Genomic DNA, 12,609 nt, shown 5'->3' on the forward strand with positions numbered 1-12,609 from the left:
AAGCTTAAAGCTTCCCGGCCCGCTGCTGGATCATCATGAACGTGTCGAAGGTGTATTCCGAAAGCTGCATCCAGAGATAGGCATCCCGCTTGAAGGCGGTCTGATCGTCGTAGATCTTCTTGAAATACTGGTTGGTGCCCGAGATTTCGCTGTAGATTCCGGTCGCAGCCTGGAAGCATGCTTCCATGATCTCCTGGCTGAACGGGCGCAGCGTCGCGCCTTCCGCAACGAGCTGCTTCAGCGCCGTCGGGTTCTTCGTGTCGTACTTCGCCAGCATGTTGGTGTTGGCGAAGGCGCAGGCATCGGTCAGGGCTGCCTGATAATGCTTGGGCAGGCTGCTCCATTTTTCGAGATTGAAGAATCCGTGCACCGTCGGGCCACCTTCCCACCAGCCCGGATAATAGTAGTACTTCGCCACCTTGTGGAAGCCGAGCTTCAGGTCGTCATAGGGACCGACGAATTCGGCCGCATCGATCGTGCCTTTTTCCAGTGCCGGATAGATGTCGCCGCCGGCGATCTGCTGCGGGATGACGCCGACCTTTTCCATGACACGGCCGGCAAGGCCGGCAATGCGCATCTTGACGCCCTTGAGGTCGTCGAGCGTATTGATTTCCTTGCGGAACCAGCCGCCCATCTGCGCACCGGTATTGCCGGCCGGCAGCGCATACATGCCCTGTGTGGCATAGAATTCGTTCATCAGCTTGTTGCCGTTGCCTTCATAATACCAGGCATTGGTCAGGCGGCTGTTCAGGCCGAACGGAATGGCCGTTCCGATGGCATAGGTCGGGTCCTTGCCGACGAAATAATAGGAGGTGGTGTGGGCTGCCTCGACCGTACCGGCGGCGACGGCATCGACGGCCTGCAGGCCCGGCACGATTTCACCGGCCGCAAAGGGCTGGATCGTGAAATTGCCGTCGGTGGCGGCAGCAACATGCTTGGCGATATCCTCGGCTCCGCCATAGATCGTATCCAAGCTCTTCGGAAACGACGATGTCATGCGCCACGCGATCTTCGGATTCTCCTGCGCGATCGCAGGCGCTGCCAATGCCGTTGCGGCGACCGCACCGGCGCTGGCGGTTCCCGCCTTCTTGAAAAACGAACGACGATCCATCAAAAACCTCCCATATAGATGGCACTGCGCGGCCAGTCTTCACCCCTACCCGCAGCGAGGGCAAAGCTAAGCATGGCAGTGGCCGCGATTCAAGCTTTAGTCTATTAGCCTTTGGCATCAAGATGGCAATAGGACGGCGCACACGTACCCATCAGAATCAGCGGCTTAGCGGCAAACGCCAGCGGCGGCACCGCCTCCGCCGCAATTTGCCCGGCTGATACAGCCAAACGTTGACTTGACGGCTGTTCTGGCGGCAGAAATGACCAGCATAAGATTTTTGACCGGGGCTGATATGACGAAACCGATCGTTGCCATTCCTGCCGATATCCGTAGCTTCGACGGCGCCACCTGGCATGCCGTGCAGCATCAATATCTCAGTGCTGCATTGAATGCGGCGGGCGTCATGGCCTTCATCATCCCCGCTTTCGAGGAAGGCTACGATACCGACGCGATTCTCGACCGCGTCGACGGCCTGCTGGTTTCCGGCTCGGCCAGCAATGTTCATCCCTCGCTCTACGGCGCCGAGGCGAGTGACAAGGACGGCCCTTTCGACCCTGCCCGCGACGCCACCAGCCTGCCGCTCATCCGCCGCGCCATCGACCGCGCCATCCCGATGCTCGCCATCTGCCGCGGCATCCAGGAGCTGAATGTCGCCCTCGGCGGCTCGCTGGCAAGCGAGATCCAGGAGCAGCCCGGCATCTGGGACCATCGCCGGCCGGAAGGCGTCGACCGGGACGGCATGTACGCCGTTCGCCAGAGCGTCCATGTCAAGGAAGGATCCTGCATCGCCGGCATTCTCGGCCCGGGCGAGGTCCGCGTGAATTCCCTGCATCGCCAGGCGATTGCCAGGACCGCCCCGCGCCTGCAGGTGGAAGCGACCGCCGAGGACGGCACGGTGGAAGCCGTTTCCGTCATCGACGCCAAGGCCTTCGCCGTCGGCGTGCAATGGCATCCGGAATATTGGGCTGAAACCGACAAGCCTTCGAACAAGCTGTTCGCCGCTTTCGGCGACGCCGTCCGCGCCTATGCCGCCGGCAAGCTGCCAGCCATCCCCGCGCAGGCAATCGCCTGATGCTGCGGCGCCGACGCGCCGTGCGTTAGACAGCGCGCTTGAGCCGGCCGCAGAGTCGATGCGACACGCCTAAGCCTTCTGCGGCGTCTCCGGCACCGGCGTCAGCGCCGCACCGTTCTCGAACCAGGCGATGAGATTGTCAGCGACGAGATCGGCCATCGCATTGCGCGTCGGCACCGACGCGGAGGCGACGTGCGGCAGCAGCACGGCATTGGCCGGCTCCAGCAAGTCGGCCGGCACGGTCGGCTCTTCATAGAAAACGTCGAGGCCGGCCGCTCCGAGCGCGCCGGAAGCAAGGGCAGCACTCAGCGCCTGCTCGTCCACCGTCCAGCCGCGACCGACATTGACGAGAATGCCGTTCGGGCCGAGTGCGGCCAGAATATCGGCATCGATCGTCTTGTGCGTTTGCGGCGTCTTCGGAACGATCGCGATCAGCGTATCCACCGCTTCCGCCAGCCCCTTCAATGTCAGGTGATAATCGTAGGCCACATCGGCATGGCGCGACCGCGTGTGATAACTGATCTTCACCTTGAACGGCTCGAGCCGCTTGGCGATTTCGAGCCCGATGCGGCCAAGACCATAAAGCCCGACATGGCGGCCCTTGAGCGAGAAGCGCGACAGCGGATAGGCAGTGCCCGGCTTCCAGTTGCCCGCCCGCAGCCAGGCTTCGGCCCGCGGCAACTCGCGGACCGTATTCAGCAGCAGGCCGATCGCCGTATCGGCGACCTCGTCGTTCAGGACATCAGGCGTATTGGTGACGACGATGCCTTTCTCGGCAGCATGTTTCACATCGACGCCGTCATAACCGACACCGAAATTGGCGACCACCTCGACTCCAGGCAACTGGTCCATCCAGGCGCCCGGAAACGGGCCGGAAACGGCGACGCCGCGGATACGGTCGGCGGTCTCGCCCTCAAGCGCAAGCCTTTCCTCGCGTGCGACGGCGATGATATCAAAACGATCCTTCAGCCTTTCGAGAACACGCTCGTGTATCTTCCCAGGGACGAGAATGGCAATGCGGGACATGGCTTTTCCTCTTGGATGACGGTCTTGGTTCAGGCGCGGGGCCGATGGGGACTGGTGGATTGGCGAATGCGCATTTCCGGTTTGATCAGATGCATACCGTCAGGCTCGTGGCTGCCGGCAAGGCGATCGAGCAGCGCCCGGGCGGCCAGGCGCCCGACTTCGGTCTGGCCGTTCCAGACAGTCGTCAGCGCCGGAGTGGCGATCGAGGCCTCCTCGAGATCGTCGTAACCGGTGACGGAAATATCGCGTCCGGGCACCAGGCCGGCGCGCGCAATGCCGTTCATCAGACCGATCGCCACGAGATCGTTCCAGCAGACGGCCGCCGTCGGCTTCTGCGGCAGCGACAGGAAATGTACGGCGGCCTCGAAGCCGCCCTGCTTCGAACGCGGGCCGGGAATGCGCAGGTTCGGATCGACCTCGATGCCGGCCTTGCGCAGCGCATTGACATAACCCTGGTAACGATCGCGGCCGGTGGATGTCTGGTCCGTGCCGCCGATCATGGCAATCGAGCGGTGGCCGAGGCCGATCAGGTGATTGGTGGCAAGCGAGATGCCGTAGCTGTCGTCACCCCGATAGGTCGGCAGGTCCTGCCCTTCCATCGAGCGGGCGACCAAGATCGCCGGCATGCCGTTTTCTTCCGCCAGTTGCACGTCCTCAGGCGGCGTACCGATCGCCGGCGACATGATGACGCCGTCGCCGCCGAGCTGCAGGAGCGTCTCGATGAAGGTGCGCTGCTTCTCGACATTGTCGTAATGGTTGGACAGGATGAAGGTATGGCGGCTGCGGTCGAGCTCACTTTCGATCGCCTTCAGGATCTCCCCATAGAAGGGGTTCATGATGTCGTGGACGACGACGCCGATGATGCCGGAGCGCGAGGTGCGGAGGCTGGCGGCGCGGCGATTGTAGATATAGCCGAGGGCGCGCGCCTGTTCCTTGATTTTCTCCCGGGTATTGCCGGCGACGAGCGGGCTGTCGCGTAAGGCAAGCGATACGGTCGCCGTTGAAATGCCGAGTGTTTCGGCGATTGTCGAAAGCTTGATTTTCTGGACCACGTGTCCTCCTCCAGGCAGCACGTAAGACAGGCAAGACCCCGCCGGAAACGGCGCGGCCCTTAAAATGTTTAATTAAAAGATTTAATCGGCGGAAGCAATTCGTCTTTCAGGGAAATTTCAGTCTTCGTCCGGTTCTTCGATATGAATGGCTTCGGCCTGCAGATTGGCATCGATCGCCTTCAGCAGGCGGACGAGATTGCGGATTTCCTTTTCGGAAAACTCCTGCGTCGCCAGCTTGTCGCAGGCCGAAGCCGCCATCTCGATCCCCTGCACGCTGCCGCGGCCGAGTTCAGTGAGATAGACCTTGGTGAGGCGGGCATCCTCGGCATCGGGCTTGCGCTCGAGGAAGCCCTGCGCCTCCATGCGGCCGATCGTGCGCGTCATCGTCGGCGCCTTGACGCCGAGCTTCTGGGCAAGGCCGCCAGCCGTCATGCCGTCGCTCTCGGCAAGCGCGAGAATGACGCCGTCCTGGCCGGCATAGAGGCCGCTTTCAAGCAGGTTGCGCGACAGCACCGTACGCATGGAACGCGCCGCCTGGGTGAGCGCCGGAGAGAGATCGACGAGCGTATACTCGGTCTGGTCCTTCTTCTTGGACTTGTTCTTTTTGCCGTCCTTGTGCTTCTTTCCCATAGCCATCCCTTTGATCTTTAAGCCCCGGCGCCGCTGCGATATGACATTGCCCAGGATCTCGTCATAAACAAGAGGCTACGACCGGATGATGACGCCTTCGCCGCGCTTCGAGGACAGCAACCCGGCCTTTGCCCCGGACGGAGGCCGTCTGATCGCCGTGCTGCCGCTCGGCGCCCATGAACAGCACGGCCCTCACCTGCCCTTTGAAACCGACACGCTGATTGCCGAAGGTATCGCCGGACGATTGAAGATGGCCTTGCCTGCCTGCCGGCCGGTCACCTTTCTGCCCGCCGAATCCGTCGGCTATTCCATAGAGCATATGGATGTCGAAGGAACGAAGTCGCTGGCTTTCGACGAAGCGGTGAACCGCTGGCTCGGCATCGCTGAAGGCGTGGCGAAGCAGGGCATCCGCAAATTCGTGATGCTGAACGCCCATGGCGGCAATTCGCCCTTGATATCAATCGTCGCGACCGAGGCGCGGATCCGCTTTGCCATGCTGGCGGTGGCGACGAGCTGGACCCGCTTCGGCGTGCCCGACGGCGTGGTCGCGCCGGAGGAAAAGGCGATCGGCATCCATGGCGGCGATATCGAGACCTCGGTGATGCTGGCGCTTCATCCCGACAAGGTTGATATGGCGAAGGCGGCGGACTTTTCCTCGCGCCAAACGGAGTTTGCCGCGCGTTTCAAACATCTGCGCGCCTACGGGCCGCACGCCTTCGGCTGGAAGATGTCGGATCTCAATACCGCAGGCGCAGCAGGAAACGCCGCGGCCGCGACGGCAGAAAAGGGTGAGGCGCTGATTGCCCACGCGGTGAAGGGACTGGCGGAATTGCTCGAAGATGTCGATGCATTCGACGTCACGCAACTCCGGTGAAGATGCGTCACCTGCACCGGCCAGACGATGTGATCTTATAACATTATAAAACCCTTTGAACTGCCACGCCCAAGCCATTATATGAGACCAACCGTTCAAGCAGCCGATCCCAGCCGCTCGGCCGCACGCCTAATCCTAGAGGTTCTCATGACCGACGCGATCTCCACCCAGAAGCCTATTCCCGTTACCGTGCTCACCGGTTATCTCGGCGCCGGCAAGACGACCTTGCTCAACCGCATCCTGTCCGAAAATCACGGCAAGAAATATGCGGTCATCGTCAACGAGTTCGGCGAAATCGGCATCGACAACGACCTGATCGTCGAGTCGGACGAGGAAATCTACGAGATGAACAATGGCTGCGTCTGTTGCACGGTGCGCGGCGACCTGATCCGCGTCGTCGAAGGCCTGATGCGCCGCCCCGGCCGCTTCGACGGAATCATCGTCGAGACGACGGGCCTTGCCGATCCGGTCCCGGTCGCCCAGACCTTCTTCATGGATGACGATGTGCGCGCCAAGACCGAGCTCGACGCCGTCGTCGCCCTCGTCGACGCCAAGCACCTGCCGTTGCGCCTGAAGGACAGCCGCGAAGCCGAAGACCAGATCGCCTTCGCCGACGTCGTCATCATCAACAAGAGCGACCTCGTAACCCCGGAAGAACTTGATGTGATCGAGGACATCGTCCGCGCCATCAACCCGGCCGCCCGCGTCTACAAGACCAGCCGCTCCGGCGTCGATCTCGCCCGCGTGCTCGACCAGGGCGCCTTCAACCTGGAGCGCGCGCTCGAAAACGATCCGCATTTCCTGGAGCACGGCCATGACGACCATGTCTGCGGCCCCGATTGTGATCACGACCACCACCATCATGACCACGATCATCATGATCACCATGGTCATGACCATCACCACGATCATCATCATGGTGCGATGTCGGCGATCCACGATATCACCGTGCAGTCGGTGTCGCTGCGCGGCGGCCAGATGAACCCGGAGCGTTTCTTCCCCTGGATCCAGAAGATTACCCAGACACAGGGACCGAATATTCTGCGTCTCAAGGGCATCATCGCCTTCAAGGACGATCCTGAGCGCTACGTCGTTCAGGGCGTGCACATGATCATCGAGGGGGATCACCAGCGGCCGTGGAAAGAAGGCGAGAAGCACGAGAGCCGTCTCGTCTTCATCGGCCGCGATCTTGATCGCGCAAAGCTTGAAGCCTCCTTCAAGGCCTGTGAGGCAGCCGCCTGATGCCGACAGTTGCACCGCTTGATCTCGACGGCCACGTTCTGGCCGTCGAATTTTTAGGTGATGTTCCCTTCTTCGCAACCGCAAACGGTACATTCCACCGGCTGGACGGCGGCGACAGGGTGTCCGAAGCCCATCAGGGCATGCTCACCGTCATCCGCGATCCCTATAGCGAGAGTCTGATCTCGGGCGGCGAGGACGGTAAGGTGCTGCGCATTGCCGCCGACGGTAGCGTCAGCGAGATCGCCACCGCGCCGCGCAAGTGGATTTCGCAGGTCGCAGCCGGCCCGCAGGGTGCCGTTGCCTATTCCTACGGCAAGAGTTCGCTCGTCCGCCTTGCCGACGGCACGACCAAGGAATTCCCCGAAGAGCGCACGGTCGAAGGCCTGGCCTTTGCGCCGAAAGGCCTGCGGATTGCGGCCGCGCGCTACAACGGTGTGTCGCTGCATTGGATCGGCATGAACGCCAAGCCGGTCGATCTCGAATGGAAGGGTGCGCATACCGGCGTCACCTTCTCGCCGGATGGTAATTTCCTCGTCACCTCGATGCAGGAAAACGCGCTGCACGGCTGGAAGCTCGACATCAAGCCCGGCGCTGAGGCCCGCCACATGCGCATGACCGGTTACCCCGCCAAGGTCAAATCGCTCTCCTGGTCGGTCAAGGGCAAATGGCTCGCCTCTTCGGGCGCGCCGGCGGCAATCGTCTGGCCCTTCCAGGGCAAGGACGGGCCGATGGGCAAGGCGCCGCTGGAACTCGGCACCCGCGCCAACATCATGGCGACCGCCGTAAAATTCCATCCGCTCGAAGACATCCTCGCCATCGGCTTCATCGACGGCATGATCCTGGCCGTGCGCATTGCCGACAGCAAGGAGGCGCTGCTGCGCCGCCCCGGCAAGGGGGCGATCACGGCGATGAGCTGGAGCAAAAACGGCAAGCTGCTTGCCTTCGCCTCCGAAGCCGGCGATTGCGGCGTCATCGATATTTCGGCTTGAGGCCACATAGCCGGCGATGAATGACATTTCGATCGAGCCGGACATCGTGGCGCTCGCGGCCGACCACATGCAGGCGGCCGCCGGTATCAGACGTGTCTCCTTGTGGCAGCGGCTGCCCTGGCTGCCGGACCTGCATACGCCGGCCGAAGAAGAGCAGTATTGGCGCATGCATCTGCTGCCGAACTGCACCATCTTAGGTGCTGCCATGGCCAACCGGCTGGTCGGCGTCATCGCCTATGGCGACAACTGGATAGAGCAGCTTTACATCCTTCCCGGCTTTCAGGGCATGGGCATCGGCTCTCTGCTTCTCGGCCGCGCCAAGGAGGAGATGGACGAGATCAGGCTCTGGACGTTCCGGCGCAATATCGGTGCACGCGCTTTCTACGAGAAACACGGCTTTACCGCCGAGGAGGAGACCGACGGTGCCGATAACGAGGAAAGAGAGCCGGATGTGCTCTATCATTGGCGCCGGCGTCCGACGCTGACACCGGCCCTGCAACCGTCCAGCAACTAGAATAAAGCTTGCCAAATGCCTTGCCCGGGCGAAACATGAACCACGCAGCAAGCGCTTGCGCCGGCGCCTGGCTGACAGAGGAAACGGAAATGCCGAAATCAACCGGCCTCGGTTTGGCCGAGCAACAGACGCAGGCTTTGGGCGGCGCATCCGTCTGGGCGGTGATCCGCGCCGAAGCGGCCGAGCTTGCCGCACGCGAACCGATATTGCAGCGGCTGCTGGCCGCGCAGGTGACGGACACCGCCGGCAATGAGGATATCATCGCCCGCGTGCTGGCCGCCCGGCTTTCGGTGGCGCAGGTGGAAACGGGGGATATCTTCGATCTCATCCGATCCACATTGAACGACGATATCATGCGGCAGGTCGAGGCCGATCTCATCGCCGTGCGCGAACGCGATCCGGCCTGCACGACATTTCTGCACGCACTTCTCAATCTCAAGGGCTTTCATGCGCTGCAGACGCACCGCATCGCCCATGCGCTGTGGATCGCCGGCCGGCCGGAGATCGCCAGCTGGCTCGCCAATCTGGTTTCGCTGGTTTTCGGCCCGGATATCCATCCGGCAGCAACGATCGGCGCGTCGATCATGCTCGACCATGGTTCGGGCATCGTCATCGGCGAAACGGCTGTCATCGAGGACGAAGTGTCGATCCTGCAGAACGTCACGCTCGGCGGCACCGGCAAGGAGACCGGCGATCGCCACCCGAAGATCCGCCACGGCGTGATGATCGGCGCCGGCGCCAAGATCCTCGGCAATATCGAAATCGGCGCCTTCAGCAAGGTCGCCGCCGGCAGCGTCGTGCTGAAGCCGGTGCCCACCCATTGCACGGTCGCCGGCGTGCCGGCAACGCTCGTGCGCGTCCACCGCGCCGACGAAATCCCGGCCGAGACGATGGATCAGAATATCTAGGGTCGCTCTGAGATGGGGAATTCGCCCGATCCTACGCGGCCTGCTGATTCTCTCCGAAGGCTTCGACCCGGTTGCGGCCTTCGCGCTTCGAACGATAGAGCGCCTCATCCGCCTTCTGCATCAGCCGTTCAAAATCTTCATCGTTTTCCCGACGCGCGGCAACGCCGATGCTGAGCGTCGGAAAGATCGCCAGATCCGGCCGCTGCATGACGGCGGCGGCGAAGGTGAGACGGATGCGCTCGGCAATCGCCACCGCATCTTCGCAGGAAATATTTTTCAGCACCGCCAGGAACTCATCCCCGCCTTGACGGGCGAGCAGATCGCCGGACCCCATGATGCCTCTCGCAACACGGGCGAAAAGCTGCAGGATATCGTCGCCGGCGGCGTGGCCATGCCGGTCGTTCAACTGCTTGAAATGATCGATATCGATGATGAGCAGCGATGCCGGCTGAGAACCGAGAGCGGGCAGACGCTGCGCAAGGCCGCCGCGATTGAGCGCGCCGGTCAGCGGATCGTGGTGAGCGAGTTCCATCAGCTGATTTCGGCTGCGCTCGGCGGCCATCAGCACCATCGCCATGCTGCGGAGCATGATGAACGCGACCGCCGATACCGCCATCCAGCTATGGACCACATTGGCGCCGAAAGGATCCGGCCCGCCGATCTCGCCGGTCGCCGCGAGAATGCTGCGAGCCGCAAAGATCGCGGCAGTGCAGACATAGAGGCCGACAAGCAGGGCTGCCGAATAAAGCCTCTCGCGCCGGACAATGCTGATTGCCTCCCTTGCGACGGCAAGATCACAGAGGCAGCAGATGACCGAGACGTAGAGGAGCCTCGCCGATACCGCCGAGGAATCGCTGACGATGAGCACGACAGGCACGCTGACGAGCAAGATGGCCAACCAGAAAGAACGCTGGTCGAGCGCTCGCCCCGAAAACACGCGTACGGCAAAGAACATCAGCATGTAGCCGGCGATGGTGACGATATTGCCGCCGTCGATCGAGACCGAATAGAGAACGAGATTGCGCAACGCGACGAGGAAAGACCCGATGCCGACAAGAAGGTTGCTCAAGCCCCACCAGAGCGGCCACCGCTCAAAGCGACCGGTCGCATAGGCTGCAAGCTGGAGAATGCCCAGTACGAAGCAACTCACGGCAACAATGAAATAGATTGTCCTGAGATCCAGCAACATGGCGCTTTCCCGAAGTTCTGGCGGGGAAGCTACAGCAAGCGCTTTGCGGTTTGATTGGAGGCTTCGCTAAGACTTTAACGATCGCGGTTTTTCCGCTGCAGCACAATTCAAGGGATGCTGCCGTCAGGCGGCCCGCACCGTGCCGATGATATCAGCCAACAGACCATGCAACAGATCCCGGTAGCCGTTTCGGGCAGACGGACCGCTCTCTTCCGAAGTCATGACGACGGTGAGATCGAGCGACGGGACGATGTAGAGCATCTGCCCGCCGTAACCCCAGGCGAAATGCACCTCTTCGCCGCCGATCTGCCGCGTGAACCAGCCATAGCCATATGCATCGCCGGAGAAGCGCGAGTTGGTGCGAGGCTGCCACGACTGGGAGATCCAGTCGGCAGATACGATCTGGCGGCCGTCGGCAGTCTTGCCGCCGTTGCGATAGAGTTCACCGAAGGCAAGCAGGGACCGGGCGCTCATCGCCATCTGATTGCCGCCGAGATAGATGCCCTGCGGATCGCGCTCCCATGCGCCGATGCGGAAACCATCGACCGGACCGAGCCATTCCTGCGCCAAGGCCAGCGTCGACCGCCGGCTGACCTTCGTGAGAATGGCCGAGAGCAGATGCGTGGACGCGGTGGAATAGAGCATCTCGCCACCGGGCTGATCGACGAAAGGCTGCGAGAGCGCAAAACGTACCCAGTTGCGCGAGGAAACCCAGCGGCCGTAGTTCGCCCCCGACATGCGATCGAGCCCGGCTTGCATGGAGAGAAGATTGCCGATGGTGATGTCGTTGAGGCGCGGATCCGGCGTTAGCGGGAGATCGACCTTCAGGATCGGCGCGATCTTCTGATCCGGCCCCGAAAGCAGGCCTTTGTCGATGGCGATACCGACCAGCGCCGAAATGATCGATTTCGAAGCGGATTTGATATTGGTCGATTCCGCCGGCGAATGACCATGAAATCCGCGTTCGGTAAGCACACGCCCATCGCGAGCAACAATCACCGTCTTTAGAGGCCGCATCGCAGGATCGGTCGCCACTCGATCGAGACGCGGCCCAATCCCACCGGCGGTGGAAGCCGTGCTCTGGGCAACCGCCGATTCCGCCGCTGCAAGCGGCATGCAGAAGAGAAGCAGAAGGGAGAGAAGACGGATCATCTGGCGCAAGATAGGATATCGCCGCGCCATGTTCGCGTGACTGCGGCACTTTTCACGCGATTGTGTTTCCGCGCGCGATGCTTACCCAGGTGACCGCAGCTGGGCTCGCGCCCAAAAGAATAATCCGCGCCGCAACCACGACAGGCCCGCCTGCCTCCATGGTCAAGCGGCGCGGATATTGCCGGACGGCGAAAGGACGTCCAACCCCGACCGACCCATCGACACAGCTCAGGCCGCGCGGCGAACCGGCGCGCTGGCCAGCATGCGCCCCGAGGGGACGATCATGCCGGCCGCGCCGTCAAGCCAGCCTTCCGTGAGCTCGAGCGCAAGAAAGCGCGAGCGTTCGAACGGACCCGGCATGACAAGATGGCGAGCCTTTTCGGCAAAAAAGCCGAAACGCTCGTAATAGGCAGCATCGCCGACGAGCAGGACGGCGCCATGCCCGCGGTTCTTCGCTTCAAGGATCGCAGCCCGCATCAGCGCCGCACCGATGCCCTTGCCGCCATGTTGCGAGGCAACGGCAAGCGGCCCGAGCAGCAGCGCATTGATCGGCGTACCTTCGTCATTGACGCCGGCCTCGATGTTCCAGAGCCGCACCGTACCGATGATCCGGCCGTCGCGGTCACGCGCGACGAGCGCAAGACCCTCGGCCGGGACGCGGTTGCGGCGGATCTTCTCCGACGATTTCTTGCGGCGATCCGCGCCCATGACGCGGTCGAGCAGGTTTTCGCGAGCAACGACATCCGAGGGATTCTCGGCGTCGATGGTGAAAGTGGTGGGCGCAAAGAATGCGCGGACAGAATCAAGAACAGCGGCCATCTTGGCCTCCCGTACCCAATACCGTTATCAG

13 protein-coding genes are annotated in these 12,609 nt (G+C 62.2%); 6 read left to right on the top strand and 7 right to left on the bottom strand.

The features are described from left to right. Positions 1–4 precede the first annotated feature (4 nt). Positions 5–1,111, bottom strand: coding sequence for a TRAP transporter substrate-binding protein (locus tag FHT79_RS22475; protein WP_018243590.1), 1,107 nt, complete (start codon positions 1,109–1,111; stop codon positions 5–7). A 292-nt stretch (positions 1,112–1,403) separates the two neighbouring features. Here FHT79_RS22475 and FHT79_RS22480 point away from each other — a divergent pair, with 292 nt between their 5' ends. Beyond that, positions 1,404–2,183 carry a gamma-glutamyl-gamma-aminobutyrate hydrolase family protein gene (locus FHT79_RS22480; protein WP_097595175.1) on the top strand — a complete coding sequence of 260 codons (780 nt, stop codon included), beginning with the start codon at positions 1,404–1,406 and terminating at the stop codon, positions 2,181–2,183. A gap of 69 nt (positions 2,184–2,252) precedes the next feature. On the opposite strand, the gene FHT79_RS22485 is transcribed toward FHT79_RS22480, so the two are convergent. From FHT79_RS22485 to FHT79_RS22495, 3 genes are all read right to left on the bottom strand, one after another. After that, positions 2,253–3,209, bottom strand: a complete 957-nt coding sequence (locus tag FHT79_RS22485) for a 2-hydroxyacid dehydrogenase (RefSeq protein WP_183904137.1) — start codon at positions 3,207–3,209, stop codon at positions 2,253–2,255. 29 nt (positions 3,210–3,238) lie between these two features. Continuing rightward, positions 3,239–4,261: a LacI family DNA-binding transcriptional regulator gene (locus FHT79_RS22490; RefSeq protein ID WP_003590238.1), complete on the bottom strand. Its 1,023-nt coding sequence runs from the start codon at positions 4,259–4,261 to the stop codon at positions 3,239–3,241. Positions 4,262–4,378: 117 nt separating this feature from the next. Further along, complete coding sequence (locus FHT79_RS22495) at positions 4,379–4,891, bottom strand: MarR family transcriptional regulator (RefSeq protein ID WP_047616336.1); 513 nt, start codon at positions 4,889–4,891, stop codon at positions 4,379–4,381. 85 nt (positions 4,892–4,976) lie between these two features. Between FHT79_RS22495 and FHT79_RS22500 the strand changes: the two genes are divergently transcribed. From FHT79_RS22500 to cysE, 5 genes are all read left to right on the top strand, one after another. Then, entirely contained in the window at positions 4,977–5,765 is a 789-nt protein-coding gene (locus FHT79_RS22500) for a creatininase family protein (protein ID WP_183904138.1), read from the top strand. Between the two features lie 147 nt (positions 5,766–5,912). After that, positions 5,913–7,007: a GTP-binding protein gene (locus FHT79_RS22505; protein WP_047616331.1), complete on the top strand. Its 1,095-nt coding sequence runs from the start codon at positions 5,913–5,915 to the stop codon at positions 7,005–7,007. Further along, positions 7,007–7,996, top strand: coding sequence for a WD40 repeat domain-containing protein (locus tag FHT79_RS22510; RefSeq protein ID WP_047616329.1), 990 nt, complete (start codon positions 7,007–7,009; stop codon positions 7,994–7,996). The genes FHT79_RS22505 and FHT79_RS22510 overlap by 1 nt, the downstream gene beginning before the upstream one ends. A gap of 16 nt (positions 7,997–8,012) precedes the next feature. After that, on the top strand, positions 8,013–8,510 hold the full coding sequence (locus FHT79_RS22515; protein WP_063475301.1) for a GNAT family N-acetyltransferase: 498 nt from the start codon (positions 8,013–8,015) through the stop codon (positions 8,508–8,510). An 89-nt stretch (positions 8,511–8,599) separates the two neighbouring features. Further along, the gene (gene cysE / locus FHT79_RS22520) at positions 8,600–9,418 is read left to right on the top strand and encodes a serine O-acetyltransferase (RefSeq protein WP_063475300.1); all 819 of its coding nucleotides are present in this window, start codon (positions 8,600–8,602) and stop codon (positions 9,416–9,418) included. A gap of 31 nt (positions 9,419–9,449) precedes the next feature. Here cysE and FHT79_RS22525 read toward each other — a convergent pair whose 3' ends face one another. From FHT79_RS22525 to FHT79_RS22535, 3 genes are all read right to left on the bottom strand, one after another. After that, a complete protein-coding gene (locus FHT79_RS22525; RefSeq protein ID WP_183904139.1) occupies positions 9,450–10,607 on the bottom strand; it encodes a GGDEF domain-containing protein in 1,158 nt (385 codons plus the stop codon). 123 nt (positions 10,608–10,730) lie between these two features. Further along, positions 10,731–11,759 carry a serine hydrolase gene (locus tag FHT79_RS22530; RefSeq protein ID WP_047616606.1) on the bottom strand — a complete coding sequence of 343 codons (1,029 nt, stop codon included), beginning with the start codon at positions 11,757–11,759 and terminating at the stop codon, positions 10,731–10,733. A gap of 228 nt (positions 11,760–11,987) precedes the next feature. Continuing rightward, positions 11,988–12,578, bottom strand: coding sequence for an N-acetyltransferase (locus tag FHT79_RS22535; protein WP_028757641.1), 591 nt, complete (start codon positions 12,576–12,578; stop codon positions 11,988–11,990). Positions 12,579–12,609 lie beyond the last annotated feature (31 nt).

This window comes from Rhizobium sp. BK212, assembly GCF_014197475.1.
Taxonomy (GTDB): Bacteria; Pseudomonadota; Alphaproteobacteria; order Rhizobiales; family Rhizobiaceae; genus Rhizobium; species Rhizobium anhuiense.

What these genes read in the sequence shown, in the direction of transcription:
- FHT79_RS22475 (WP_018243590.1), bottom strand. Translation starts at nt 1,111, where the DNA reads ATGGATCGTCGTTCGTTTTTCAAGAAGGCGGGAACCGCCAGCGCCGGT.
- FHT79_RS22500 (WP_183904138.1), top strand. Translation starts at nt 4,977, where the DNA reads ATGATGACGCCTTCGCCGCGCTTCGAGGACAGCAACCCGGCCTTTGCC.
- FHT79_RS22495 (WP_047616336.1), bottom strand. Translation starts at nt 4,891, where the DNA reads ATGGGAAAGAAGCACAAGGACGGCAAAAAGAACAAGTCCAAGAAGAAG.
- FHT79_RS22535 (WP_028757641.1), bottom strand. Translation starts at nt 12,578, where the DNA reads ATGGCCGCTGTTCTTGATTCTGTCCGCGCATTCTTTGCGCCCACCACT.
- FHT79_RS22515 (WP_063475301.1), top strand. Translation starts at nt 8,013, where the DNA reads ATGAATGACATTTCGATCGAGCCGGACATCGTGGCGCTCGCGGCCGAC.
- FHT79_RS22485 (WP_183904137.1), bottom strand. Translation starts at nt 3,209, where the DNA reads ATGTCCCGCATTGCCATTCTCGTCCCTGGGAAGATACACGAGCGTGTT.
- FHT79_RS22525 (WP_183904139.1), bottom strand. Translation starts at nt 10,607, where the DNA reads ATGTTGCTGGATCTCAGGACAATCTATTTCATTGTTGCCGTGAGTTGC.
- FHT79_RS22510 (WP_047616329.1), top strand. Translation starts at nt 7,007, where the DNA reads ATGCCGACAGTTGCACCGCTTGATCTCGACGGCCACGTTCTGGCCGTC.
- FHT79_RS22530 (WP_047616606.1), bottom strand. Translation starts at nt 11,759, where the DNA reads ATGATCCGTCTTCTCTCCCTTCTGCTTCTCTTCTGCATGCCGCTTGCA.
- FHT79_RS22505 (WP_047616331.1), top strand. Translation starts at nt 5,913, where the DNA reads ATGACCGACGCGATCTCCACCCAGAAGCCTATTCCCGTTACCGTGCTC.
- FHT79_RS22480 (WP_097595175.1), top strand. Translation starts at nt 1,404, where the DNA reads ATGACGAAACCGATCGTTGCCATTCCTGCCGATATCCGTAGCTTCGAC.
- cysE (WP_063475300.1), top strand. Translation starts at nt 8,600, where the DNA reads ATGCCGAAATCAACCGGCCTCGGTTTGGCCGAGCAACAGACGCAGGCT.